Here is a 26,219-nt window from a genome sequence, read left to right as displayed (position 1 = left end):
TTAACTGATTGATCTAGGTCTATTGATTTTAATCAGGCATTGATAAAATGGTCATTAACCATATGACGCACAGATGTCCAATATAGTGAACGAATGAGTCTACTTCAAGTTTCTGTAATAAATAGCATCCGATTTTCAGCAAATTCCGTAACAATAGCTGCTCGAATTTATAGCGAGGTTCTCTGAGCATGGGTAGTCAAAAAATGAGTCTAAGCAAGCAGTTGACTCTGATTGGTGCCTTGTGTGCATATTTGGTCGGTGCTGGTTTTGCAACAGGTCAGGAAACCGTGCAGTTTTACTCTGGCTGGGGCTCTGTGTGGGCATCAATAACGGTTGGTGTGATCAGTTTCTTGATGATGTTCGCTACCTATTCTGCTTACGCTTATGCCGGGCGAAATCATGAGATCAGAGATGTTTCTGGTATTTTCAGATTCTATGCTGGCACTGAGATCGGCAAGTTGTTTGAGTTGTTTGCCTGGATGTTTAACGGCTGTGCATATGTTTTTATGGTTTCGGGTTTTGGTAGTGTTTTGTTGCAACAATGGGCTGTTCCTCTTGAAGTCGGTTGTGCGTTAGCCGTTATTTTGTCAGTGACGACAGCCGCCACGGGCTTGACTCGCATGACAAAGGTCATCGGAAAGCTGGGGCCATTCCTTATATTGTTCACTTTATTTATCGGCATCGTTTCATCTCAAGAGTATTATCCGCGTATCGCAGAAGGGAATGCGATTATTGCTAGTGGAAAAGTTGAGGTAGTTCGGGCTGGAGCAAATTTAGTACTGTCCGGCTTATCTTATGGAGGAGTGTGCATATTACTAGTGTCCGCTATGGTTGGACGCGTGGGTGTTGAGCTTAGGTCGTACAAAGTTAGGTACACCAACATTATTCTGGGAGTGACTGCTTTTGCGATTCCATTTGTGAACATCGTAATGGGACTGAACCATATAGGTAACATAGAAGAGGCAAGTCAGGTACCGATTCCCAACTTATTGCTTGCAAATCATATCTTTGGCTCAGTTGGCGATTTATTCTCTATCATTATTCTCTTGGCAATCTATAGCTCATTGTGTCCGATATTGTGGACATGTGTGTCCATGGGCGTTCGCGACGAAAAAAGTAATGCTTACAAGCTGAGCTGCGTATGTATTGGCGTCCTCGTTTACATCGTCACCCTCTATATCCCTTATCAAACCTTGCTTAATGTCATACTCACCTATTGTGGTTTGGCGGGCTTTCTTGTCTTTTCTGTTATCACTGTGCGTTTCTTACTAATTAAATACAGTGATAAAAACAATACCCCAATCGGATAAAAATTCATCTTATCAATAAAAACTTGTGATCCGTGATATAGATCTTTTTGTCCGCTATATCGTACAATGCGTTCGTTATGTGGTTCTATCGTTCGCTATCAGGGATGAGAATGTTGTCCACCTGACTTACGAAATGTAGAAACGAATAAATTACACGGTGATGCAATCATGAAAAAAACAATAGTAATTCTGTTGATTGGACTAGCAATTGGCTGGATTACGCTCGGAGGTACACAAGTGGTCATGCACGCTACTTCTGATACCGAATTCTGCCTGTCTTGTCATACCATGCAGATCCCTTTTGAGGAATATCAGGGCTCGATTCACTTTTCGAATGCGAAAGGTATTCGTGCAGAGTGCTCTGATTGTCATATCCCTAAAGATCCTATCGATTATGTCTGGACCAAAGTCCGTGCTTCTAAAGATATCTACCATGAGTTTGTCACTGGCAAGATTGATACAGAAGAAAAGTACGAAGAACACCGTATGGCAATGGCCCAGACGGTCTGGGATCAGATGAAAGCCAATGACTCTGCGACCTGTCGTTCATGTCACGATTTTGGTGCGATGGACACCTACGAGCAGTCAGAAAATGCAGTGAAGATGCATGAGTACGGACAGGAAAATAACCTGACCTGTATTGACTGCCATAAAGGTGTGGCGCACTTCCCACCTACTGCGGAAATGGACTCTGAAGCTTATGACAACCTGGTCGCGCAAACTCAAGATACGCCTGAATCCGCGAAGCATGTTTACACAGTAAGCAGTGCTGAAATGGGCGAGTTTGGTCGCATTAACCCGGCAGTTTCTCTGGATGTGGTCAGTGCAAATGGTAATCAGCGCGAAGTCCTTCTGCACGGTTATCAGATGGAAGGCGCAGAGCAGGTTATCTATATGGGCGAGGGTCAGCGCTCCATTATTGCTTCACTTACCGAGGTAGGTCAGAGCCAGCTAAAAACTGGTGAATATAAAGAAGATGAGTACGGTAACAAATGGCGCAGTGCTGAGCTAACCGCAACAATTGACGCCCCGGTATTACCATCTTCCGATCCGCTTTGGGCTTATGCAGAAGAGTTGGACAACGTTTACTGCTCGGCTTGTCACGCAAAAATTCCGGCTTCCCACTTTACGGTTAATGCCTGGGGACCCGTAGCAAAAGGTATGGGTGACCGTACTGATATCTCAGAGCTTGATTTAGAAATCTTAACGAAATACTTCCAGAACCACGCGAAAGATATCGCTGGTGCTGCTCACTAATTTTGATTATTAAAACAAAAGGAACAATACTATGGACAATATTACTCGCCGTAGTTTTCTGAAAGGTACAGGTGCCACAGCAGGCGCATTGGCGATTTCTTCGCTCGTTCCTATGAGCGTAAACGCAAATACAAAGGGAAAAGGTGTGCTTACTGCTTCTCGAATGGGACCTCTGTACGCAGTTGTTAAAGATGGCAAGCTGGTTTCGACAGAAGGTGCACTACCAAAAACTGTGCCTAACAGCCTGCAGTTAACCGGTCCGGATCAGGTTCATACTAAAGCGCGAATTAAATACCCGATGGTACGTAAGAGCTATCTGGAAAACCCAGAGAACCCAGCTAAGCCTCGTGGTAAAGATGAGTATGTTCGTGTGTCATGGGATGAAGCATTGAAACTTATTCACGAACAGCATATGCGTATTCGTGGCGAGTTCGGTGATGAGTCTGTTTTTGCGGGTTCATACGGTTGGCGCTCTTCTGGTGTCCTTCATAAAGGACGTGAACTGCTTCGTCGTTATATGAGCCTTGCTGGTGGTTACACTAGCCATCTGGGTGACTACTCAACAGGTGCTTCACAGATCATCATGCCTCATGTCATGGGTTCCATCGAAGTTTATGAGCAGCAAACAACTCATCCAGTTGTTATGGAAAATTCGGACGTAGTTGTTCTTTGGGGCATGAACCCGATGAACACACTCCGCATTGCATGGACGTCTACTGAAAACTCAGGTATCGAGTTCTTCCATCAGCTTAAAAAGTCGGGCAAGACACTGATCTGTATCGACCCAATGCGCTCTGAAACCATCGATTTCTTCGGTGATGCAGCGCAGTGGATTGCGCCTCACCCATACACAGATACAGCGATGATGATGGGCGTTGCTTATTCACTGGTTGAAAAGAATAAGCACGATAAAGAATTCCTGAACAAGTACACCGTAGGTTTTGACAAGTTTGAAGAGTATCTGTTAGGTAAAACGGATGGCACTCCGAAAACACCGGCGTGGGCAGAGTCAATCTGTGGTGTACCCGCTAAGCAGATGGAAGTGCTGGCGGACATCTTTAGTGCAAACCGCACTATGCTAATGTCCGGCTGGTCGATGCAACGTCAGCAAAATGGTGAGCAGCGCCACTGGATGCTGGCAACACTTGCGGCGATGCTTGGTCAGATTGGTCTTCCGGGTGGTGGCTTTGGTCTTTCTTACCACTATTCTAACGGTGGTAACCCAACACGTGACGGTGGTGTACTTCCAGCAATGGGTGCAACTGTAGGTAAATCTGCAAAATCTGGTGCGCGTTCTGAGTCAAAAGAAGCGGTTAATGCGGTACCAGCGGCACGTATTATTGAAGCGATTGAAAATCCGGGCATGAAGTACATGCACAACGGCCATGAGCTGACGTTCCCGAATCTGAAACTGGTTTGGTGGACAGGTGGTGGTAACTTTACTCACCATCAGGATACCAACCGCTTGGTTGAAGCGTGGCAGAAGTTAGAACTTTCCGTTGTATCAGAAATCTACTGGACAGCAGCAGCAAAACACGCAGACGTAGTTCTGCCTATCACAACATCGTTTGAGCGTAATGACCTGACAATGACAGGTGACTACTCAAAGCAGCACATTGTGCCTATGCCAAAAGTGGTTGAGCCTCAGTTTGAAGCATTGAACGACTTTGAAGTATTTGCTCGCATGTCAGAACTTCTGATGCCGGGTAAAGGTCGCGCTATCTTTACTGAAGATAAAGAAGAGATGGATTGGCTGAAGTACTTCTACGATGAAGCAGCGAAAGGGGCGAAACGTGCCCGTGTTCGTATGCCTAAGTTCCAGCAGTTCTGGGATAAGAACGAACTGATCGAGATGAAACCGAACAAGAAGAACGCGAAGTTTGTTCGTCATGAGAAGTTCCGTAAAGATCCAGTGATGAATCCTCTTGGCACACCGTCAGGTAAGATTGAAATCTACTCGAAAACCATCGAAGGTTTTGGTCTTGAAGATTGTCCTCCACATCCAACCTGGATGGTACCGGGCGAATGGGCAGGTAATGCTAAGAAGGGTGAACTAACGCTGATTACTTCTCACTCTGCACACCGTCTGCATAGCCAGTTCAACTACGCGAAGCTGCGTGATGAGTATGCGATTGCAAACCGCGAACCAATTACGATCAATAGCGAAGATGCGAAAGCACGCGGGATCAAGAATGGCGACTTAGTTCGTGCGTTTAACGACCGTGGTCAGATTTTGGTTGGTGCTCAGGTTACTGACGGCATCAAGCCGGGTACGGTATGTGTGCACGAAGGTGCATGGCCGGATCAGGACGAAAATGGACTATGTCGTAACGGTGGTCCAAACGTGCTGACTCGCGACATTCCAGCATCACGTCTGTCAAACGGTTGTGCGGCCAACTCTTCTCTGGTTCGTATTGAGAAATACACAGGCGAAGCGCCAACACTAATGGCGTTCACACCACCTAAAAATGCTTAATGGCTAGCTGAGATTTCATCTCAGGTGTTTCAGGGAGCGAAAGCTCCCTTTTTTGATTGCTTTATATATATTTAGCGCATTGTCTAATGCATCAATGTAGCTCGTCAGCTCGTTCCCACGCTCTGCGTGGTAATGCATACCGTGGTTGAATATATACACGTAACTCGCTAAAAAATTTAAAGGTGCCCCAATGACGGTTTGTAATCTGACTGATAACCTTGAATCTGATATGCATTCCCACGGGAACCGTGGGAACGAGGTCAAATCACGTCATTCCGCTAGCCGCGCGCCTGCGAAGGCAGGAATCTATCCAGTTATAAGTAATGATCAGTCAACAAAGCCACAAACAGAAGCATCAGGTGATAGATGGAGAACTTAAAGGTCTGAATAGCGGTTTTTTCGTCACTACGATATTTAAGCTTCCATGCGTGGTAGATAAATCCGCCACTCAGAATCATGGTTGAAGTGAGATAAATCATTCCACTCATGCCTACCAGAACCGGGAACAGGCAGACCAAAAATAGTAAGACTGTATAAAGCATTATGCTGGTTTTGGTGTATTCCACACCGTGAGTTACCGGGAGCATTGGAATATCCGCTTTGGCGTAATCGTCTTTTCTATGAATAGCCAGCGCCCAGAAGTGTGGTGGTGTCCAGGTGAAGATAATCATCACCAATAACCACGCATTTGGGTGAAGTTCTCCGGTGACTGCGGTCCAGCCAAGAAGTGGAGGCATAGCCCCGGCAATACCTGCAATCACTATGTTCTGAGGCGTCGCGCGCTTTAGGTACATGGTGTAAATCACCGCATAACCTAGCAAGCTGACAAAGGTCAGCCATGCAGTTAACTCGTTTACTCCAGCATAGAGAATAGCAAAACCGGCTAATCCAATAGCGGATGCGAATAGAAAAACATCAGTAGAACTCAGATCTCCTGAAGGAAGAGGGCGCTTGTGTGTTCGGACCATCATGGCATCAATGCGACGATCGATAAGGTGGTTATAGGCAGCGGCAGAACCTGCCATCAAGCCGATGCCTAACATACCTAACAAGCTCTCTTGTAATGGCAGTGCCCCCGGAACCGCCAGACACATTCCTACTACTGCTGTCAGTAGCATAAGTGCAACGACTTTAGGCTTAGTCAGTGTCAGATAGAGCCGCCAGCGGGAGACTTCGAGTAGTTCAGCGTTTTGCGTTGAAATTGTTTTACTCATGAGAGCCTCCTGTGTTTCTGGTGAGGTACTTGCTTCCGGCCAAATCGTTGCCTCTTGCAGAGGCTGTGTCAGCTGATGTTGAAGTAGCGAAAATCATATAGTTGACCTGAACTGTGCAGGCTAATAGGAGTGCTCCACCAAGGTTATGCATCACAGCAACGGCGAGTGGTAGATGGAACACAATATTACTGATGCCCAGAGTGAACTGGATAGCCAGCAACAAAAAAAGTAGCGTAGAAACTCGCCTGTAATCTGGCTGTCTGTATAAGCTCCAACACAAGGTCGCAACAGTAATCAAAGTAACGATAGCGCCAATACGGTGAGTTATATGAATCGTCATTCGTGCAGGGTATTCCAGCACGCCAAACTCATAATTCTCATGACCCGGTTGATAGAGAGTAAAGGCATTTCGGAAGTCGAGAAAACTTGTCCAGTCACCCTGACAGATTGGTAGCGTTGTACACATTAAGGCCGCGTAGTTTGAGGAGGTCCACCCCCCTAAAAATATTTGTATGATCACAACGGCCAGTGTGATTGGAGCTATGTAGCGGGTGGACGGATTGGCTGGTGCAATTGTGTCGCCAAAATATCCGACTCCAGAGGTTAGTCGTGCATGCAGCAGCACCAGAAGACATAACAAGGTAAAGCCACCAAACAAGTGAGCAAGCACAATAATAGGCATTAGTTTTAAAGTGACTGTCCACATTCCGAGCAGAGCCTGACCGACAACGAGCGCGCTTAATGATACAGGGAGGAAGACTCCTGCTTGCCTTGTTTTTAACACTATATAGGTGATAGCAAAAATCAGAAGGCCCAAAGATCCCGCGAAGTATCTATGAACCATCTCGGCCCACGCTTTGGGTTGGTCAACAGTATTTCCCGGGAAAAGTTCGGATGCTTTTTGCAAATCAGAGGAGCTTGCAGGCACCGTTAGTTGCCCATAGCATCCGGGCCAGTCGGGGCATCCAAGCCCAGCATTAGTCAGGCGGGTGTAGGCACCAAGTACAATCACGCCCAAAGTGAACACAATCGCAAATCTTATTAACCAAACCAGACGCATATCCTTTGCATTCATTTCATATCCCCTTTGGTCTAGCCGACGCGAGACAATTTAAGCAACTTACGGAGGTCGAACAGTAGATCTTTGCTTTGAGCCTGAAGCGTTTGCTCGTCAGTTACTTTTGGATATTTCATAACAAGCTGACCAAGCGGGTCAGTGACCAGATATTCCGATGACGCGATTAAGTCAGAGAACTCTGCGTTCACAACGATACTGTTCAGCCCACTGGTATTCACTGATGGGTCGCTATATTGAGTGACATATACGACGGGGCTGACTCGCGGTTGATATTTGCCCAGAGCAACATGGCTTTGTTTGAGTATATGAAGTTGCCTTTCGCAGAACCTGTCACATTTTGCTGGAATAACGAAGCCTAAATGCCAGCTCTGCTCAATAGAGCTGGAAACGGATATACTCAAATCAGAATAGGTCAGCCTGGGTTCAATAAGCTCTCCCTTATTGGTAACCCCCGATTGATACCAGTTTTGAACCAAAATGACTTTGGCAATAATCGCTGGCAACGCAAACAGTAAAACCAGATTGACTAAAATAAGTCTGCCTTTGTTGCGATTGATAATTTTTGGATCGGTAAGAGCAGTATTCATAAACGACTCCCTGTCTTATTTTTAGGGGTATGGTTCTTAATGCTTCGGCTCTGGATAGTTCGAATAGAAACAATCACCATAAGTAGTAACCATACGCCTGCCATAGAAAACCACTGAAAGGCGTAACCATAATGCTTGGCTGATGCCATAGGTAATGGCTTCCAAGGCTGGGGAAGTGGCCACGGTTCAGTGGATTGAGGCTGCAATACATATGGCAATAGAGGCAAGCCAATCTCCTGGCTCAACTGGGTTAAGTTAAGGTTCTGGATTCGAAGGTGAGTCAGTGATTCGGGGAAAAGATCTGAACTCAAAGGGTTTGCCATTCTGCTATAAAGTCGACCTGAGACTTCACCGGTAGGAACATCGAAAGAGATGTCAGGCAGCGTATTTCTGTCCGCTCCACCTGCAATAAAACCGAGCTCCACTAGCAGGTGTTTTGGTGAAGATTCAATTTGAACAACCTGATAAACCAAATATCCAGCTTTACCTTGATGAACCTGATTATCGAGATAGATTTTGTTGCTATCCCATAGATTCGTGATATTTGCAGTCACTCTTAATCCAGTAATATCAGCCGGACTATCAGTAGTGGATGAGATAGAAGTTATAGATGAGGTAGAAGTAATGGATGAAATAGACACAAACGGTGCAACTGCTCTTTGCTTAAGTTGGTCTTCGATGGTCTGTTTTTCGTCCCCACGACTAAGTTGCCACAACCCCAGTTTGACCAATAGGGCAAATACAACCAAAGTTAACAGAGTTAAACCAATAAAAGAGACAGACACCAATCGGCCTTTCCCCCTGGCGGCCGAAGAGGACTTCACAGGAGAAGCAGATATGGCTCTGGTACTAAAAGTGGTTCTTGTACTGCTGTTACTTTTCATCATATTTAATCTGGCAAAAGCACTTTTCCAAATGGTGAGAGAGGAGCCTTCAGCGTCCGATAGACAAGCTTCAGAACATGAAAACCAGCCTCCCATGAGTCACTATCTAGGCCGAAGATTAATGCTGTCAGCGCTTGTGGTTGTTCTGCTGATCATTGCATTAACCTCTGGCTGGATTGATCCCAATCCACGGCCTTACTGAATATTCATCTCTACAAGCTCAGACACTTCCATCGAGCCACACATTTCAAGGAACGGGCACTGAGTAGCATGTACTAAAGCATGTTCGATAGATTCGGCTTCAATAATGGTGTAGCCGGACATACTGGTTTTGCCCCCTTCGCTGATTGAACCATCAGGGTTAACGATATGGGTATTAGTCACCGGGTTGGCTGGACTAATAACTGAATCCCCCAACGATACCAACCACTCTTTGTATTTTTGCAGTTGCTTTTTGCTCTCTTCGTGCGAAGTGGGTGGATTTCCATCGAGGTATACAAGTAAAAAGCGAGGCATAACGTCTTCCTCCGTCAGAGAACATAGACAAAAACAAACAGACATAACCAGACGACATCGACAAAGTGCCAGTACCAGCTACCTGCCTGAAAAGCAAAGTGATTAGTTGGGGTAAAGTGGTCGTAAGCAATGCGTCCGAGCAACACAATCAGGATTATAGTGCCGAGTAACACATGCATTCCGTGAAACCCGGTCAGCATAAAGAAGGTATTACCATAAATGCCTGATTGCAGAGTTAGGTTCATCTCCTGATAAGCGTGGATATACTCCTCGGCCTGATAAAACAGGAACAGCCCGGCAAGCACTATGGTTATCTCCAGCCAGAATACCAATGCAGTACGACGATCTTTCTCCAGACTGACATGAGCGAAGTGCAGGGTGATGGACGAGGTGAGAAGAATGATGGTGTTCATCAAGGGCAAGCCTTGCCAGGGCATGGCTTGCGTTGTGTTTCCTGCCGGAGTTTCCGTTAGCGGCCAGATCGCTTCAAAAGCGGGCCAGAGCACTTGGTGCGTCATTGCATTGTTATCGGCACCACCGAGCCATGGAACGGCGAACATTCGGGCGTAAAACAGAGCACCGAAGAAGGCGCCAAAGAACATCACTTCAGAGAAAATAAACCAGCTCATACCCTGTTTAAATGATCGGTTTATCTGTCTGGAATAGAGTCCTGAAAGGGATTCTGTAATCACGTTCCTGAACCAACCAGCAAACATATAGAGCAAGACTAGAAAGCCGATGGTCAGTATCCATTTACCCAGAATCTCGGTTGCTCCTCCAGATGCCATTCCCTGAACAGTCAGGCCTGCGCCAACGGCAATTAGGAACAGGGCGACAGCCCCCACAATTGGCCAGCTACTTTGAGCCGGGACATAATAGGTTTGGTGGTTAGAATCAGAGGTTTTGACACTCATTTGATTCTCCTTTCAGTTTGCTCATTGTTTAAAGCAAGGTTAAATGCAATCTGTTCGCTTGCTTTACTCTGAGTGTCCGTGACCTTGTCACTTATATCGTAAAGCGTATAAGAGAGAGTTAAGGTATTTACCGATTCAGGAATATCAGGTTCGATGTAGAAAATCAGAGCCAGTTCTGCACTTTCACCTGCACCTAAAGGTTGTCGGTTGAAACAGAAGCATTCCATTTTGTTGAAATAGGTTGCGGCCTGACCCGGAGATACCGACGGTACCGCCTGACCGATAACCGCTTTTTGGGACAGGTTCTCAGCCAGATAAGCGGTCTGAATCACTTCTCCGGGGTGGACGGAAATAGTGCTCTGTTTAGGTTTTAGCTTCCATGGCATACCGGGCGGAATGTGTGCCATCAATTCTACAGTTATTGTTCTGGAAACATCGACAGGCATTCCGTGTGGCTGCATGGCCGCTACTTCACTGGTTTTACCGTTGATGCCAAGAACATCACACATCACGTCGTAAAGCGGGACCAGCGCAAATCCAAAGCCGAACATAGCAAGGGTTGTGGCGATAAGCTTGAGCGTCAGTTTTCTGTTTGCTTGCTTTGTGTCCATACCAGTTACCTAAATAAGTACCTAATTTCTAATCGCTAATCGCTAATCGCTAATCGCTAATCGCTAATCGATTTTCGGTGGCTTTTCAAACGTGTGGTGAGGGGCAGGGCTTGGAACTGTCCATTCTAGGCCTTCTGCACGTTCCCAAGGTTTTGCACTGGCTTTTTTACCACCACGGATACATTTGATAACGACCCATAAAAAGAGTAACTGCGAGATACCAAAAGCAAAGCCACCAATAGAGACAATCTGGTTTACATCGGCAAACTGGATGGCGTAATCGGGGATTCTTCTTGGCATACCTGCTAATCCGAGGAAATGCATCGGGAAGAACAGGATGTTGACGGAGATAACCGAAGTCCAGAAGTGCCATAAACTGAGTCGTTCGTCATACATATGTCCTGTCCATTTTGGTAACCAGTAATACGCTGCCGCCATAATGGAGAACACGGCACCGGACACCAGAACGTAGTGGAAGTGGGCAACCACGAAGTAGGTATCGTGATACTGAAAATCAGCCGGAGCTATCGCCAGCATCAGACCGGAGAAGCCACCAATAGTAAACAGGACAATAAAGGCGATGGAGAAGAGCATCGGGGTTTCAAAGGTGAGTGCTCCTCGCCACATGGTGGCGACCCAGTTAAAGACCTTCACACCTGTTGGCACTGAGATCAACATGGTGCAGTACATAAAGAAGAGTTCTGCAAAGACTGGCATACCCGTGGTAAACATATGGTGTGCCCAGACAAAGAAAGAGAGCAGGGCGATACTGGCCGTCGCATAAACCATAGAGTGGTAGCCAAACAGCTTTTTGCCAGAAAAAGCGGGGATAATGGCTGACATGATACCGAATGAAGGAAGGATCATGATGTACACTTCCGGATGCCCGAAGAACCAGAAGATATGCTGGAACATCACCGGATCACCGCCTCCGGCTGCATCAAAGAAACTGGTACCGAAGTATTTGTCTGTCAGTACCATGGTGACAGCACCTGCCAGAACGGGCATCACAGCGATCAATAAGAAGGCGGTGATCAGCCAGGTCCAGACAAACATCGGCATTTTCATCCAGGTCATACCCGGTGCGCGCATATTGACGATGGTGACGATAACGTTTATCGCACCCATGATGGAACTGATACCCATAATATGAACCGAGAATACAAACAGAGCAGTACTATCCGGTGCGTAAGTAGTAGAGAGTGGCGCGTAAAAAGTCCAGCCAAAGTTCGGGCCGCCACCTTCAGTAAATAGAGAGGCCAATAGAATCAAGAAGGCAAACGGCAGTATCCAAAAGCTCAGGTTATTCATTCTTGGAAGTGCCATGTCTGGCGCACCAATCATCATCGGAACCATCCAATTGGCAAGACCGGTAAACGCTGGCATGACCGCACCAAATACCATGATTAACCCATGTACTGTGGTCATTTGATTGAAGAAGTTAGGGTCGACTAACTGAAGTCCCGGCTGGAACAACTCTGCGCGAATAACCATTGCCATTGCACCGCCAGTAAAGAACATTGCGAGGCTGAACAGCAGATACAGCGTACCTATGTCTTTATGATTGGTAGAGTATACCCAGCGAGCCCAGCCTTTCGGTGCATGATGTTCATGTTCATCAACAATCGCGCCTGCTGCAACGGACTCTGATTCTGCCGCTGACATTTTTTCTTTATGGTCAGAAGGTTTCATTGAGTGTCCTCCGCAGTTTCACTGCTGGCGTTTTTGAACGCGTTGATATCAGAAGCTTGAATCAGATCTCCGGTATTGTTGTCCCATGCATTTCGCTGATAGGTGACAACCGCTGCAATCTCTTGCTCACTTATTTGGTCAACAAACGCCTGCATTGCCGTTCCAGGACGTCCATTTACGATGGTGTCTATATGAACCGAGATATCACCTGTTGCGATAGCGCTCTTGTTTATCGCTGGGAACACGCCAGGCAGACCTTCACCATTTGGCTGGTGGCAGACAGCACAACGTTCTTCATAGATGGTTTCACCTAACGACATCGATTCTTCCATCGACATGGTGCTGGTCAACGCTGCCTCTGCCTGAGCTTTGACTTCAGCCAACTCCTGTTTTTTGTCAACGAGCCACTGGTCGTAATTGGCTTGAGTCATCGCATGAACAACGATAGGCATAAAGCCGTGGGCTCTTCCGCAGAGCTCGGCACACTGCCCACGATATATTCCCGGTTTGTCGATTCGGGTCCACGCTTCATTGATAAAGCCTGGAATTGTGTCTTTCTTAACTGCGAAATCGGGCACCCACCAGGAGTGAATTACATCATCTGAAGTGAGTAGAAAACGGATTTTTTTATTGATAGGCAGAACAAGTGGATTATCCACCTCCAAAAGATAGTGTTCACCTTTTGTGGCATCTCCTTCGATCTGTTCAGGCTTGGTGCTAAGCAGACTGAGGAACTCGATATCTTCGTCGAAGTAGCTGTAATGCCATTTCCACTGAGAGCCTGTCACCTTAACCGTGATATCAGACTTCGAAGTGTCTTCCATCGCAAGTAGTGTTTTGGTCGCTGGAATGGCCATGCCAACAAGGATCAACACCGGAATGATGGTCCAGATGATTTCTACTTTGGTGCTCTCATGAAAGTCTGCGGCAATGGCACCTTTGGATTTTCGATGCTGAAATATGGAGTAGAACATAATGCCAAATACGACAGCAGCGATGGCGCAGCAAATATAGAAAATGAGCATATGAAGGTCATAAACCTTCTCGCTTATATCTGTGACACCTTTTGTAAGGTTAAACTCTGACTCTGCTTGTACTACTGATGTTGTCATCGCGAATACGGCATAGGCGAACAACAGCCGGATGGTCGGTTTCTTGTGCACTCGGTCTCTCCCTGACACTCAAATCCATCTTCCATAAGTTCACTTCATTTGTGCTTTATTAGCTTTGAAGTAAGCTCTCGTGCTTAGCTGGTTGTTATTTTTATGTTAATTAAGGCTAGGCGCAGAATTGCAATTGTTCAAGAAGTTGATATAAATCAATATAAGTGATTTTCGTAACGTGTTGATAATTAAATTTATAAGCAATAACAATAAGAGTTAATTTGATCTTGGTGACGAATTGAACAATAGTTAAATAAATGTTAATGCGAATTGTTATGTGCTGATCCAAGATTTTAATAGCCTCGTATAAACATAAACTGTTGATGCACTGCTATATAAGATAAGAAAAACAAAATGCTGTAGGCCGAGCATCGAATCGACTGTGAAGCGCTCGCTGGAAAGTGACTCTTCACTTAACGAGAATCGATCAAGGAGGATTTATGCCTCGTACGGTACATCCCTCAGACTTACACGGTAAGAAAAAAGAATCGTCAGCGCATACAGAATATGCAAAGACAATCCCTTGTAACCAACTCAGTGTATCAGCTCCTTTTCACTGGCTGGCGCTGGCTGTACATGACTTAATTCGTATGCCACTCATTAGTGCTTTCTATGGCCTTTGCTTTATGGCAGCGGCTGTAGCAATCGTACTTTTGATTCAGTGGCAGGGTACGCATTTGGTTGTGCTACCCGCACTGGTTGTATTTATGCTTATTGGTCCATTCCTGGCGCTCGGGCTTTATGATGCCAGCTGGGAAAGAGAGCAGGGGCATGATGCAAGTTTGTTCCATTCTATGAAAGCAATAGGCAGAAACTCGTCATCTCAATGGGCGTTTGCAGTTCTTCTGGCTGTAGCAATGATCTTTTGGATGCGTATTGCAGCACTGCTTCATGCACTGTATCCATCCGTTCAAGGAGCGCCACTTGCTGATTTCGTTCCGTTCCTGATTGTCGGTTCGATTGTTGGCTTTATTATCGCTTGCGTTATTTTTAGCATCTCTGCATTCTCTATGCCACTGATGCTTGAGCGCCAGGTTGATATGATGAGCGCGGTTTTTACTAGCTTTAACGCAGTGAAATCGAATATCCCAGCTATGATCGTGTGGGCATCATTAATCTGCGGTGGTGTGTTACTCGGCTTTGCTACCTATGGAATAGGAATGTTGGTGACAATCCCTATTCTTGGCTTCGCTACCTGGCATGGTTATAGAGAGACAATCAGACACGATCAGAACGTTTAGATTTCTATAAAATGCGTCAATGCCCCGAACTGAGTTCGGGGCATTTTTATGTTGGAAAAATTATTTTAAAGGGATGATCAACATATCGACAGGGATAGACTTAAGCATCTGTTTTGCAGATGAGCTGACAGTATGCCAGAAGTCCTGGTGGTGACCGCTAACGATCAGATCAATCTCATAAGCTTCAACCGCCCTTTCAAGTTCATCGACAAGTCCACCACAGCTGACCAATGTATGTTCAACTTCGCATGGTGCATTTGTTTTCAAATCGGTTAACTGGGCATGAAGTTTTTTCATTAGTTTGTTATCACCGTTTTCAGCCACTAGCGAGTTGACAATGCTACGGGTGAAATCATCATCCTGAACGACATCTATATGAATCAATGAGAGCTTTCCTCCCACAGCAGAAGCTAGGTTTGCGGCTTTTTCAACAAGCAGACGGCTTTCATCACTTAAATCGACGGCAACGAGTATGTGTTTGTAACTCATTATTTTTTGTCCTTATAGTTATATTTGGCTTTATTATTAATTTTAGATAAGCAGCAGCGATGTGCTGGGATATAGATAGATAATTGAACATCATTCTCTATACCAAGATCACATATTAACTATCTACGCCCCCCATTCATAGGCTAAAGGATGAGTTGCGGCTCATTCGGTTTAATTAGTCTTAAAAAAACACTCAGAGGCTAGTTAATGATGCAGAAACAAAACGTCTACCAGGTTTTTACCCGCCTGTTTGGAAACACTAACCAAAACAATATTCCTTGGGGAACAATCGAGCAAAACGGTGTTGGGAAGTTTAGTGATTTCACCGAGAGAGCACTATCAGAAATCAAAAAGCTTGGTATCACGCATATCTGGTATACAGGCGTTCCTCATCATGCAGTGATTAATGACTATCAGGATATTGGTGTAGAGAATGATCACCCTTCCGTCGTAAAGGGACGGGCAGGTTCTCCTTATGCAGTTAAAGACTACTATTCTGTAAACCCAGATTTGGCAGATAACCCGGCAGAGAGAAATCAGGAGTTCGATGAGCTGATTGAAAGAACTCATAACGCAGGCATGAAAGTGATCATCGACATCGTTCCTAATCATGTTGCACGGGTATATAGGGGCTTGAATAACCCGGAAGGTGTTTGTGATTTTGGTGCTAATGATGACCTGTCTCTTGAATACCACAAAGACAATAATTTTTATTACATTCCCGGACAAGATTTCGAACTGCCAGACGCTTTAAGTGCGGAACCGCCTTTAGGTGGTGAGGTGCATCCGAGTTTGTCTTCACCTTATGAAGAGTATCCCGCTAAGTGGACGGGCAATGGTTCTCGACTCGCGAAGCCTAACCATGATGACTGGTATGAAACCATCAAAGTCAATTACGGTGTCAGGCCGGACGGAACAAAAGACTTTGAGCTTTTACCTGAAGAATACCGCCACAAATCCCATCAAGAGCATTTCCAGTTTTGGCAGGGTAAAACGGTGCCTGATTCTTGGGTAAAGTTTAGAGATATCGCACTGTACTGGACGAATAAAGGTGTTGATGGCTTCCGCTATGACATGGCAGAAATGGTGCCTGTTGAGTTTTGGAGTTATATGAACTCATGGATAAAGAGTGTGAATCCAGATGCGTTTTTGATGGCGGAAGTGTATCAGCCGAATCTTTACCGTGATTATATCCAACTAGGGAAGATGGATTATCTGTATGACAAAGTGGATCTTTATGACAGCTTAAAAGCGGTGATGCAGGGGCATGGTTCAACTCGGGAAATTGGGCGTATTCAGCATGAGCTAATAGATATCGAGCATCACATGCTGCATTTTCTGGATAATCACGATGAGCAGCGTGTGGCATCGCCTGAGTTTGCAGGTAGCGCTGAGAAAGGTAAACCCGCAATGCTGGTATCGGCTTGCTTGTCCACATCACCAACGATGATCTATTTTGGTCAGGAAGTGGGTGAGCCGGGTGCAGAAACAGGAGGGTTCGGGCAGCAATCTCGTACGTCGATTTTCGATTACATTGGTGTCCCTCATCATCAGCGTTGGATGAACCTTGGTAAGTTCGATGGTGCTCTTTTGTCTGATTCTGAAAAAGCGCTGAGAAATTTCTACCAGAAGCTGCTTACCTTGACGTTAGATAGTCCAGCCCTGATGGGTGAATATCATGACCTTTATGCAGTAAACTTCGACAACTTCGCGGAAATGCAGGACCAGTTGTTTGCTTTTGCACGCTCTAGTGAAAAACAGAAACTTATATTGGTGGCAAACTTTAGCGAAACAAAAGGAAAAGAAGTTGATCTTGATATCCCTGAAGAGCTAATAGAAAAGTGGCGCCTGACTGAAGGGGAATATCGAGTATCTGACTTGCTCAATGATAAAACATACTCACTGACAGTTAACGAGCGGAGGGCACGAATCGCTATTGATATAGAGCCTTTGGCCTCACTGTATCTGAATCTGGATATCTAGTTTGAAGCATGGGCAGAACTGACGATATTGGTTCGTTGGTTTTGCTCTACTCAAAGCGATAATAATCCCTATTAGTCATCGAGGCGCTTCATGGCTTTACGGTAAACATCACTTCGTTCACGTTTTCCGACGGCCAAAATAGTGACAGTGATGATATTGTCCTCGACTTTGTATATTAGACGGTAACCAGATTGACGAAGTTTTATTTTGTACATGTTGTCAGTACCAGATAGTTTTGATGCTGGTACATGAGGATTGTCTAAGCGTTCAATCAGCTTTTTCTTAAATTGCTGTTGTAAAGTAGAGCCAAGCTTTTTCCACTCTTTAAACGCACTTTTTTTGAAATCGAGTTTATAGGTCATCGATGTTTACCGAAATGCTCTCTTCAGATTCTCTTTCTTTAGCAATAGCGAGTAATTCAAGGTCTTCGAGTCTGTCCATCATCATTTCGTACGCTTCTGCTGGTACGCAGTAGAATGCAGGTTCATTTCGATTGAGTACAGCAACAGGCTCACCGTATGCACTTGTTGCAACTTTCATTGGGTTAGCTTTTAATTCAGTAATGCTTGCAGCAACATCGGCTAAAATTCTTGTGGTCATGATAAAGGTCTCTTAAGTGGTCTCTATATCGGTCATTTTAGCTTGTGCGAGTTGTTATAACAAGGCTCGACAAAAGGAGTTTAAAACCAATGCAACACTATATGTTCGATATAGATGGAACGTTAATTCAGTCACACGAAATGGACGAAAGATGTTTCTTGGATGCGGTAAACGAGGTTTAATTGTTATCCGTGCATCTAATACACTGATTTAAGCGTGTCAGTCGTCTTTCTTGCACCAAATCACACATCCTCGATTTTGGATTAAAGCGCATTGCTAAGAATGCGCCATAATTTTTGATACCTACCACACTTTTTACACTGTTATAGTTTTTGTCTATATTCTAGTTTCTAATAACTATTATTTCCTTCAACGCCTGGATGGTAGATTTGGTTTCATACTTATAACGTCGGATGGGACCTATGAAAAAGTTCGTAAAATCTTTCTCTGTTTGTACTCTTGCTCTGTTAACTGCGGCTCCGGTAGCTGCAATGACTGAAGGTGAGCTAATGATCTGGATAAATGGCGATAAAAGCTATGAAGGTCTGGCAGAGATTGGTAAGCAGTTTGAAGCAGATACAGGCATTAAAGTCATTGTTCAACACCCGGAATCACCAGAGGAGCGATTTGAAAAAGCAGCCGCTCAGGGAATGGGACCAGACATCATTTTCTGGGCACACGATCGTTTTGGTGGTTACGCAGAAGCGGGTTTGCTGAAAGAACTGAAACCGTCCAAAGCGTTTAAGGAGAAGCTCGTCGACTTTAGTTGGGATGCTGTAACAGTGAACGGGAAGGTTATGGGTTACCCGATTTCTGTAGAAACGCCTTCTCTGATATACAACAAAGACTTACTGCCAGAACCGCCAAAAACGTGGGAAGAATTGGCGTCGATTCACGCTGACATGAAGAAGCAAGGTAAGGAAGCGATTATGTGGGATGTGAAGAACGCCTACTTTACCTGGCCGATGATCTCTTCTGGTGGTGCATACGCATTTGCTCCGGTTGACGGTGGATACGATGCAAACAAAACCGGTGTGAACAATGAAGCAGGTGTGAGAGGTCTGCAATTCCTTGTGGATATGGTTAATAAAGGTGTCGTAAACCCGGATATGGATTACTCGGTATCAGAGGCCGCCTTTAGCCGTGGTGAAGTTGCGATGACCATCAATGGCCCATGGGCTTGGGGTAACCTGGATAAACTCGGTGTGAATTATGGTGTAGCTGAGTTGCCAACTTTAAATGGAGGCAAAGGCAATCCTTTTGTGGGTGTATTGTCCGCGGGTATCAACTCAGGAAGTCCAAACACCGATCTTGCGGTTGAGTTTCTGGAAAACTATCTGCTAGTGGATGAGTCGTTGAAAGTGATGAACGATGACAAGCCACTTGGTGCGGTAACACTTAAATCATTCCAGAAGATTTTAGAAAGTGATGAGCGGATTAAGGCAACAATGACCAACGCGGAAAATGGTGAGATTATGCCAAACATCCCAGGAATGACGGCATATTGGTTTGCTGAAGGTGCTGCGATTGAGAACGCTATTTTAGGCAAGCAGACCGTACAGGAAGCACTTGATACCGCCGCAAAACAGATCCTTAATTAATTTTCATGTTATCCAATGTAATAGTGTTTGCCGGGGTTATGATACCCCGGCCTTTTTTTGTATTAGCTCTATGAGTTTCTCTGTTGGTTCAGTAAGACCGCCTGCTTTGGTATAGATTCCCACCTGACCAAGTTGGTCAGTATTGAGATAAAGCAACTCCAACCCTTGCTCAATAAATGATTCTTTCATCATTGATGTATAAGGCATGATGGCGTTGCTCATTTTAAGCATCTTAATACTGGCGGAAAGTGAGTCGAGTTCGTAAGTGATTCTGGTGTCCTGAGCGCTGTAAGTAAAAAGCTTTGCACCTTCTTCAGTTAAAATATCCCCATGCCTTGCATGATCTGGAGTAACTTTGATTATCGGATACTCTTCTGCAATCTCTGTGATCGTTTTTTTGCCAAGTAAAGGATGCTCTGGCCTTACATACCAGGCTTCAGTTTCCTGAAACAAGGGAATAAACCTAACTCGGTACTGGCTTTTTATTCCTGCTATTTCGTGGCCTACGAATAGGTCGATATCATCGTTCACAAGGTGGTGAAGCATAGATAGACCATTGCCAAACTCAATATGTAACGAACTGCTTGGGAAGGCCTCTACAAACTGTTCAATTGCATTTGCGCAGAAGCACTCCCACCATGCCTCTCCGATACCGAGTTTTACTTTACCGCTGCTTCGAAGTTTCATATCTTGCAGCTGATGGATCATCTGAGCGTGCTTTTCCTGAACTTCCTGAACATAGCGAAAATAAACCCAACCATACTCGGTCAGCTCGACTCCTTTCGATTTGCGAATAAACAAGGTTGTCCCCAGGTGCTCTTCCAGCTTCTTAATTGCAGTCGTCAGAGATGGTTGACTGATAAAAAGCTTTTCGGAGGCGGTTTTTATACTGCCTTGTCGGGCAACTTCGTAAAAATATCGGTATTGCTTGTCCATCTTTGCTATTCCGTAACATTAATGTGCAGAGAGTAACGGGTGATATTGATTTTTTCTATAAGATAATTCAAAGAATCAATTATTTTTAGTCTTACTCGTTAGCTATAGTTAGAGTCAGAATTGAGTTCAACAGAGATTAATCAGGTGAGTAAGATGGAAAAACGTTGGTGGCACGATAGTGTTGTGTATCAGATATACCCTCGTAGTTTTTGCGATTCAAATAACGACGGCATCGGTGATTTACGAGGCATCATCGGGAAGCTGGATTATCTGCAAAAGTTGGGAATCGATGTCATTTGGCTGTCACCGGTTTATCAGTCTCCTATGGATGACAACGGATACGATATCTCAGATTATCAGGCGATAGCGCCGGAGTTTGGCGCTATGGAAGATATGAAAGAGCTGATTGATGAGGCCAAGCAACGGGGAATTCGTATTGTTATGGATCTTGTTGTCAATCATACGTCTGACGAGCACTCCTGGTTTATTGAGTCACGAGATAATCCAGAGAGCGAATATCGAGATTTCTACATTTGGCGAGACGCGAATGAAGATGGATCAGCACCAAGTGATATTAGTTCTATCTTCGGTGGTAGCGCGTGGCAATGGGATGAGCAAGCTCAAAAGTACTACTTCCATCTGTTTTCCAAAAAACAACCGGATCTGAACTGGGAAAACCCAGCTGTTCATAATACGGTTTTCGATATGATGAACTGGTGGATTGACCAGGGCATAGGTGGCTTCCGATTGGATGTGATTGATTTGATTGGTAAAGAGATCGATAAAGGTATTACCGGCAATGGTGAGCGTTTGCATCCGCTAATTCAGCAAATGAACAAAGCAACATTTGGCGACAAAGATTTACTTACCGTTGGCGAAACATGGGGGGCAACGCCAGAAATCGCCAAGCTGTACAGTAACCCTGAACGTGACGAGTTCTCAATGGTGTTTCAGTTTGAACACATTACGCTGACTTGGAAGCATGGTGATAAGTGGCAACCTCAGCCTTTAAATCTAGTTGATCTAAAACGCGTTCTGACGAAGTGGCAGGTAGAGCTTAAAAATGAAGGTTGGAACTCACTGTTCTGGAACAACCACGACTTGCCAAGAGCTGTTTCTAAATATGGTTGTGAAAAAGTGCACCGTATCGAGTCAGCGAAAATGCTCGCGACGACGCTTCATTTTATGAAGGGAACGCCATATATCTATCAGGGTGAAGAGATCGGCATGACCAATGTTTCCTTTGATTCCCTGGATAAGTACAAAGATATCGAAACTCTGAACTTCTACAAAGAGAAGATAGAAGCGGGTGTCAGCCATGAGCATATGATGAATGCCATTCATGAAAACGGCCGTGACAATGCACGTACACCGATGCACTGGAATAGCAGTAATCATGGCGGGTTCACCGAGGGAGCACCTTGGATTGATGTGAACCCGAACTATGATGAGATCAACGTTGAGCAGGCGATGGAAGATGAAAACTCTATCTTCTACCACTATCAATCACTTATCGGGCTTCGTAAGTCTCACCCAGTGATTGTTTATGGAGACTTTATTCCTATGCTAGAAGACCACCCGCAAATCTTTGCTTACGAGCGAAGAGGCGAGGGTGAACATATGGTTGTGTTTAGTAACTTCAGCTCAGAAATTGTTGAGGTTGATTTACCAGTACATCTTCAAGATATAGAAGCAGAATGTTTGATATCGAACTATCAACCTGTGACAACTCTAGGTAAGCAACTTAAGCTGGACCCATTCGAATCATTCGCTATGAAGCTAGCTGGGTAACAGGTTCTTTAATCAAGTGATTCGCTAATTAAGGCGATAATATGAACAAGAGGCGTGACATTTTGTCACGCCTTTAAATTTTGTCACTTACACGGAGAACGGCGCTCGTTAATCCTTTATAAAGTGGTGGGTCTTACCACTTCATTTCTCCCATGTGTACCTTGGCACCGATACTTAGAGCCATTGGCAGTTGTGCATCAGGGTAGTTTGAAGACATTTTATTGATCAGTTCATCACTATTCTTACTACTGCTTTTAGCTTGTTGGAAGTCTGTTAAGTACTGTTTCGAATAACTTATCGTGCTTACATCAAGCTTTGTTCCAGCTCGCATATGTCCTGGAACAACAATCTCTGGATTTAGTTCCTGCAACTCTTTCAACTGTTCAACCCAGGCTTTCTGGCTATTGTCTGACTGAGCATCAGCCATCCATAGATGCAGATTACCGTAAACGGCAACATTGCCTAAAACTGCTTTACTGGAGGGAATCCATAAGTATGGGCGATGAGCAAGCTCACCTTCAGTGCCACGAATCTCTATTTTATGTCCATCAATGGTGAGTGTATTGGTTTCAATAGCTGTTGGTAGGTAAGGCTTAACCGGAGCGTTACCTCCCATTTTTGGACCCCAGAAAGCTAACTTGCCTGCGAGCTTTTTCTCTATGACTTTCTTTACTTCTGGAGTGCTGAGAACTTGTGCGTCAGGGAAAAGTGCGTGTAGTACTTCTGCGCCAAAGTAATAGTCTGGGTCAGCCTGGCTAATAAAGATGGTTTTCAGTTCCTTGCCACTATCAAGCACTTTCGCTGCAATACGCAGAGCATCTGCTTTAGTGAATCCAGTATCGACTACCATGACTTCACTTTCACCAATGATTAATGTTGAGTTTACATGGAAGCTGTTTTGGTCTGCGTTATAAACATCAAGTGTTAATGGTGCATTTTCTGCTGCAGTTGCGTTTGCAGCGAGTAGGACAGATGCAGCTAGTAGAGTTAATTTTTTCATATCTTTCTCCTTCAATGTGTTTGGGACGAAAAGGATAATAAGGAATTGACGTGTTCAGAAAAACACATCAAACTGAGCAGGATTGTTTCATATATCGAGCAAATAAATGGACAGGCTAACCGCTGCAAAGGTGTTTGTTGATGTCGCAACGACAGGTAGCTTCACTGCTACAGCTGACAGATTGGAAATGTCTCGCCCAATGGTGACGAGATACATTGAGACGATGGAAAGCTGGTTGAGTACCCGTTTATTACATCGGACAACAAGAAAAGTGTCTTTGACAACGGCAGGAGAAGCTTGTCTGGCGGAAGTGAAGCAATGGCTGAGACAGGCAGAAAATCTAAGTGGATTGGCAGACACAAGTGGTGAGCTTTCAGGGACGGTTCGGTTAGCAACCAGTATGTCATTTGGCTACTCCCAATTATTACCTGCTGTTCAAAAGTTTATGGCGTTACACCCAAAGGTAAACATTGATATCGACTTACAGGATTCGGTAGCGGACCTGACGGAAAGACAGATCGATCTTGCTATCCGTATCGCTTCTGCGCCTGAGCCATCTCTGATTGGTAAGCCAATATCGGTGTGTGAATCCGTTATCGTCGCTTCACCTCAGTATTTAGCCAATCGCAGCACCATTTTAAAACCAGGCGATTTAGCCGAACATGCGTGTCTAGGCTACAAAAACTTCCAACAACATATTTGGCATTTGACCAAGGGCAGTTCTCAGCAATCTATTGAAGTAAGTTGTCGCCTAACAGCGAATGAAGCGACAACCTTATTGCATGCTGCATTGAACAGTGCTGGCTTAGCAATTCAGCCAACTTATCTTGTTAATCAGTACATTAAAAGTGGGCAACTTCAGTATGTATTGCCAGACTGGAAGCCAGATGATCTTACCATTTATGTTCTCTACTCTTCGAGAAAACACATGGCACAGACGGTCCGTGCATTGATAGATTATCTGTCAGACTACTTCTCCAGCGCTCGTTGGTAGCACATCCTGAAATGAGTTTTCGCGAAATGAACGAGTCTGAAGTCGCTTTTTTGTCCTATTTTCCCTTATTCATCATGTTAGCGAGATCGGCAAACGGATTGTGAGTCGCACTTTTGTGGTCATCTAACTCAGCGACAGGATCGACACCGTACAGATCGTGGTCGGTATATTTAGAATGCTCATGGTCATGGCAATAGAGGCACAAAAGTTCCCAGTTGCTGCCATCTTCCGGGTTGTTGGTATGGTCGTGATCTTTGTGGTGTACTGTGAGTTCTCGTAGGTTCGAATAAACAAACTCTCTGGCACAGTTGCCACACACCCACGGAAACAACTTCAGTGCTTTCTCTCTATATCCGCTCTCTTTTCGTGCATACGCCGCACTTGTACCGTTATAGTCGGATGCCATGATATTTACCCTCACTGATCATTTTTGAACATTAGTATGGATCCCATCATAAGCGATTCTTGGTTGAGCAATGCAATTCATTGTTGGGAGTATGATGAAACCCAATGTTTTGCACTAAGTGTAAGCTAGCCCCAGACATTTAGGGGCTGGTTGGTATTAGTTTTTGGCAGTTTTGAGGGTCTATCTTCTAACTGCTTAGATGCCCCTTACAGGTTGCTCTGGAAATGCGTTACTACTGCATCCGTTGCTGCCTGTACATCTTTCTCTACATCGTAGAAATCAAATTGAGATACATTCTCTAGCCAAACTGCTTCAACATTATCACCCGCTTTATCAAGGTAACCGTGTGTACCTGCCGGAATGGCCATCGCTTCAGATGCAACCAGTAGGATAGGTTTGTCTTGTTGTGCCGCTGTTGCATGTGCGTCATAAGTTAGCCAACCAGCCCATGAACCTACGTTGAATGCGTTATCCCATTCTGGGATAAGGCCACGATCTTTTTCTGTGTAGTAAGGGACGTTATACATTAAGGCACTTTGGTTAGTCAGGCTCGCACCTTCAATGATTTGCGGTTCATCACTTGTCAAAGCTCGTAGGCCAGACTGAACTAGGTTTGCAACAGATTCCGCACCACCATAAACCGCGTTAACCACTGAGCGGTCATGTAGCCATGGTGCGACAGCCGCTGCTGCAACCACATCTTCGTTGCCCAGTACCGCGTCAAGCATGTAGCCAGAAGAAGCACAAACACCTAAGCCATAAGCTTGCGATGCATCGATACCATCAACTTGGTCTAGGGAAGCAAAGACAGCTTTGATGTCAGCAATTTTACGCTGCGGATCTTCCAACTGCTTCAGCTTGTCTTTTGACTCGCCCCAACCGCGGAAATCAAACGTCACAGCAGCGTAACCTTGCTCAGCAAGGTGCTCTGCGTAAGTCGCAGGCATCTGCTCTTTTACTGTTGTCCAGGCACCGGTAACGACAACAACCGGTGGATTTTCTACGTTGTCAGGTAGGTAAACATTAGCGGCTAAGTCGCCAACTTCCGTGTTAAGTGTTGTGTGTTTTACGATTGTGTCAGCGAATGCATTTGAAGCGAATGTTGCTGCTGCGATTGCTGTTACCAGAGCTTTCTTTACCATCTTAAACCTCACAGTTTGTCTATTCAGTACATGATTAAAAGTGCTTACGGCGACTCCAACAAGCACCTGAGAAGTGTTTTTAATTTACCGTTTAGGAAGAGAGATTTATTGAAGATAATTGAACGTTTTTGGAATATTGTTGCTTTTGTTAATAATTTGTAGAACACCTAAGTCTACGACAAACTCTTTATACCAAAAGTTAATAACTCAAAAGCTGGCGAACTTCTTGTCCTGGTTTGGTTGAGTTCAGCAGATTTTGAACAAGTTCCTGACGTATACCGTTCGTAAAGCTATAATCAATCCATACAAAAATTAAATACTTAAATTCGTTTGC

25 protein-coding genes are annotated in these 26,219 nt (G+C 44.9%); 9 read left to right on the top strand and 16 right to left on the bottom strand.

The genetic code is table 11. From position 1 onward, the window contains the following. Positions 1 to 203 precede the first annotated feature (203 nt). The 3 genes from SNR28_RS20345 (at position 204) to SNR28_RS20335 (ending at position 5,043) form a co-directional block, all read left to right on the top strand. Positions 204 to 1,310, top strand: a complete 1,107-nt coding sequence (locus SNR28_RS20345; protein ID WP_375750478.1) for a hypothetical protein — start codon at positions 204 to 206, stop codon at positions 1,308 to 1,310. Positions 1,311 to 1,478: 168 nt separating this feature from the next. Further along, positions 1,479 to 2,567: a NapC/NirT family cytochrome c gene (locus SNR28_RS20340; protein WP_375750477.1), complete on the top strand. Its 1,089-nt coding sequence runs from the start codon at positions 1,479 to 1,481 to the stop codon at positions 2,565 to 2,567. Positions 2,568 to 2,598: 31 nt separating this feature from the next. Next, positions 2,599 to 5,043, top strand: coding sequence for a molybdopterin guanine dinucleotide-containing S/N-oxide reductase (locus tag SNR28_RS20335; RefSeq protein WP_375750476.1), 2,445 nt, complete (start codon positions 2,599 to 2,601; stop codon positions 5,041 to 5,043). Between the two features lie 314 nt (positions 5,044 to 5,357). On the opposite strand, the gene cyoE is transcribed toward SNR28_RS20335, so the two are convergent. From cyoE to SNR28_RS20315, 4 genes are read right to left on the bottom strand one after another with little or no spacing between them, the layout of a single operon-like run. After that, a complete protein-coding gene (cyoE, locus tag SNR28_RS20330) occupies positions 5,358 to 6,257 on the bottom strand; it encodes a heme o synthase (protein ID WP_375750475.1) in 900 nt (299 codons plus the stop codon). Then, positions 6,250 to 7,332, bottom strand: a complete 1,083-nt coding sequence (locus tag SNR28_RS20325; protein ID WP_375750473.1) for a heme A synthase — start codon at positions 7,330 to 7,332, stop codon at positions 6,250 to 6,252. The genes cyoE and SNR28_RS20325 overlap by 8 nt, the downstream gene beginning before the upstream one ends. Before the next feature lie 17 nt (positions 7,333 to 7,349). Beyond that, a complete protein-coding gene (locus SNR28_RS20320) occupies positions 7,350 to 7,922 on the bottom strand; it encodes a hypothetical protein (protein WP_375750472.1) in 573 nt (190 codons plus the stop codon). Then, positions 7,919 to 8,707, bottom strand: a complete 789-nt coding sequence (locus SNR28_RS20315; protein ID WP_375750471.1) for an SURF1 family protein — start codon at positions 8,705 to 8,707, stop codon at positions 7,919 to 7,921. Before SNR28_RS20315 ends, SNR28_RS20320 begins: the two co-directional genes overlap by 4 nt. Before the next feature lie 52 nt (positions 8,708 to 8,759). Between SNR28_RS20315 and SNR28_RS20310 the strand changes: the two genes are divergently transcribed. Next, a complete protein-coding gene (locus tag SNR28_RS20310) occupies positions 8,760 to 9,008 on the top strand; it encodes a DUF2909 domain-containing protein (protein ID WP_375750469.1) in 249 nt (82 codons plus the stop codon). Here the strand turns inward: SNR28_RS20310 and SNR28_RS20305 are convergent. From SNR28_RS20305 to coxB, 5 genes are all read right to left on the bottom strand, one after another. Next, positions 9,002 to 9,322, bottom strand: coding sequence for a hypothetical protein (locus SNR28_RS20305; protein WP_375750468.1), 321 nt, complete (start codon positions 9,320 to 9,322; stop codon positions 9,002 to 9,004). The genes SNR28_RS20310 and SNR28_RS20305 overlap by 7 nt on opposite strands. A gap of 14 nt (positions 9,323 to 9,336) precedes the next feature. Next, positions 9,337 to 10,236 carry a cytochrome c oxidase subunit 3 gene (locus tag SNR28_RS20300; RefSeq protein WP_375750467.1) on the bottom strand — a complete coding sequence of 300 codons (900 nt, stop codon included), beginning with the start codon at positions 10,234 to 10,236 and terminating at the stop codon, positions 9,337 to 9,339. Continuing rightward, positions 10,233 to 10,847 (bottom strand): cytochrome c oxidase assembly protein, encoded by a 615-nt coding sequence (locus SNR28_RS20295; RefSeq protein WP_375750466.1) that lies wholly within the window; start codon positions 10,845 to 10,847, stop codon positions 10,233 to 10,235. The genes SNR28_RS20300 and SNR28_RS20295 overlap by 4 nt, the downstream gene beginning before the upstream one ends. A gap of 63 nt (positions 10,848 to 10,910) precedes the next feature. After that, positions 10,911 to 12,512, bottom strand: a complete 1,602-nt coding sequence (gene ctaD, locus SNR28_RS20290; protein WP_375754130.1) for a cytochrome c oxidase subunit I — start codon at positions 12,510 to 12,512, stop codon at positions 10,911 to 10,913. A gap of 23 nt (positions 12,513 to 12,535) precedes the next feature. Beyond that, positions 12,536 to 13,651, bottom strand: a complete 1,116-nt coding sequence (gene coxB / locus SNR28_RS20285; RefSeq protein WP_375754129.1) for a cytochrome c oxidase subunit II — start codon at positions 13,649 to 13,651, stop codon at positions 12,536 to 12,538. Positions 13,652 to 14,142: 491 nt separating this feature from the next. On the opposite strand from coxB, the gene SNR28_RS20280 reads away from it, so the two are divergent. After that, positions 14,143 to 14,943 carry a DUF2189 domain-containing protein gene (locus SNR28_RS20280; protein WP_375750464.1) on the top strand — a complete coding sequence of 267 codons (801 nt, stop codon included), beginning with the start codon at positions 14,143 to 14,145 and terminating at the stop codon, positions 14,941 to 14,943. A 60-nt stretch (positions 14,944 to 15,003) separates the two neighbouring features. On the opposite strand, the gene SNR28_RS20275 is transcribed toward SNR28_RS20280, so the two are convergent. After that, entirely contained in the window at positions 15,004 to 15,432 is a 429-nt protein-coding gene (locus tag SNR28_RS20275) for a universal stress protein (protein ID WP_375750463.1), read from the bottom strand. A 210-nt stretch (positions 15,433 to 15,642) separates the two neighbouring features. Between SNR28_RS20275 and SNR28_RS20270 the strand changes: the two genes are divergently transcribed. Beyond that, positions 15,643 to 17,415, top strand: coding sequence for an alpha-amylase family glycosyl hydrolase (locus SNR28_RS20270; RefSeq protein ID WP_375754128.1), 1,773 nt, complete (start codon positions 15,643 to 15,645; stop codon positions 17,413 to 17,415). Positions 17,416 to 17,486: 71 nt separating this feature from the next. Here SNR28_RS20270 and SNR28_RS20265 read toward each other — a convergent pair whose 3' ends face one another. Continuing rightward, positions 17,487 to 17,777: a type II toxin-antitoxin system RelE/ParE family toxin gene (locus tag SNR28_RS20265; RefSeq protein ID WP_375750462.1), complete on the bottom strand. Its 291-nt coding sequence runs from the start codon at positions 17,775 to 17,777 to the stop codon at positions 17,487 to 17,489. After that, complete coding sequence (locus tag SNR28_RS20260) at positions 17,767 to 18,015, bottom strand: type II toxin-antitoxin system Phd/YefM family antitoxin (protein ID WP_005377003.1); 249 nt, start codon at positions 18,013 to 18,015, stop codon at positions 17,767 to 17,769. Before SNR28_RS20260 ends, SNR28_RS20265 begins: the two co-directional genes overlap by 11 nt. 422 nt (positions 18,016 to 18,437) lie before the next feature. Here SNR28_RS20260 and malE point away from each other — a divergent pair, with 422 nt between their 5' ends. Next, positions 18,438 to 19,616 carry a maltose/maltodextrin ABC transporter substrate-binding protein MalE gene (gene malE, locus SNR28_RS20255; RefSeq protein WP_375750460.1) on the top strand — a complete coding sequence of 393 codons (1,179 nt, stop codon included), beginning with the start codon at positions 18,438 to 18,440 and terminating at the stop codon, positions 19,614 to 19,616. Positions 19,617 to 19,652: 36 nt separating this feature from the next. Here the strand turns inward: malE and SNR28_RS20250 are convergent, their stop codons facing one another. Next, on the bottom strand, positions 19,653 to 20,552 hold the full coding sequence (locus SNR28_RS20250; RefSeq protein ID WP_375750459.1) for a LysR family transcriptional regulator: 900 nt from the start codon (positions 20,550 to 20,552) through the stop codon (positions 19,653 to 19,655). A 153-nt stretch (positions 20,553 to 20,705) separates the two neighbouring features. Here SNR28_RS20250 and SNR28_RS20245 point away from each other — a divergent pair, with 153 nt between their 5' ends. Further along, a complete protein-coding gene (locus tag SNR28_RS20245; RefSeq protein ID WP_375750457.1) occupies positions 20,706 to 22,343 on the top strand; it encodes an alpha-glucosidase in 1,638 nt (545 codons plus the stop codon). A gap of 133 nt (positions 22,344 to 22,476) precedes the next feature. Here SNR28_RS20245 and SNR28_RS20240 read toward each other — a convergent pair whose 3' ends face one another. Next, complete coding sequence (locus SNR28_RS20240; RefSeq protein WP_375750455.1) at positions 22,477 to 23,343, bottom strand: MBL fold metallo-hydrolase; 867 nt, start codon at positions 23,341 to 23,343, stop codon at positions 22,477 to 22,479. Positions 23,344 to 23,449: 106 nt separating this feature from the next. Here SNR28_RS20240 and SNR28_RS20235 point away from each other — a divergent pair, with 106 nt between their 5' ends. Further along, positions 23,450 to 24,337 (top strand): LysR family transcriptional regulator, encoded by an 888-nt coding sequence (locus tag SNR28_RS20235; RefSeq protein WP_375750454.1) that lies wholly within the window; start codon positions 23,450 to 23,452, stop codon positions 24,335 to 24,337. 55 nt (positions 24,338 to 24,392) lie between these two features. Here SNR28_RS20235 and SNR28_RS20230 read toward each other — a convergent pair whose 3' ends face one another. Continuing rightward, positions 24,393 to 24,743: a YajD family HNH nuclease gene (locus tag SNR28_RS20230; RefSeq protein ID WP_375750452.1), complete on the bottom strand. Its 351-nt coding sequence runs from the start codon at positions 24,741 to 24,743 to the stop codon at positions 24,393 to 24,395. A gap of 206 nt (positions 24,744 to 24,949) precedes the next feature. Continuing rightward, positions 24,950 to 25,885, bottom strand: a complete 936-nt coding sequence (locus tag SNR28_RS20225; RefSeq protein WP_375750450.1) for an alpha/beta hydrolase — start codon at positions 25,883 to 25,885, stop codon at positions 24,950 to 24,952. Positions 25,886 to 26,219: the final 334 nt, after the last annotated feature.

It is taken from the genome of Vibrio iocasae (assembly GCF_042245395.1).
Taxonomy (GTDB): domain Bacteria; phylum Pseudomonadota; class Gammaproteobacteria; order Enterobacterales; family Vibrionaceae; genus Vibrio; species Vibrio iocasae.
The sequence above is the reverse complement of the archived record's forward strand: the minus strand, read 5'-3'. Positions and strand labels throughout refer to the sequence as shown.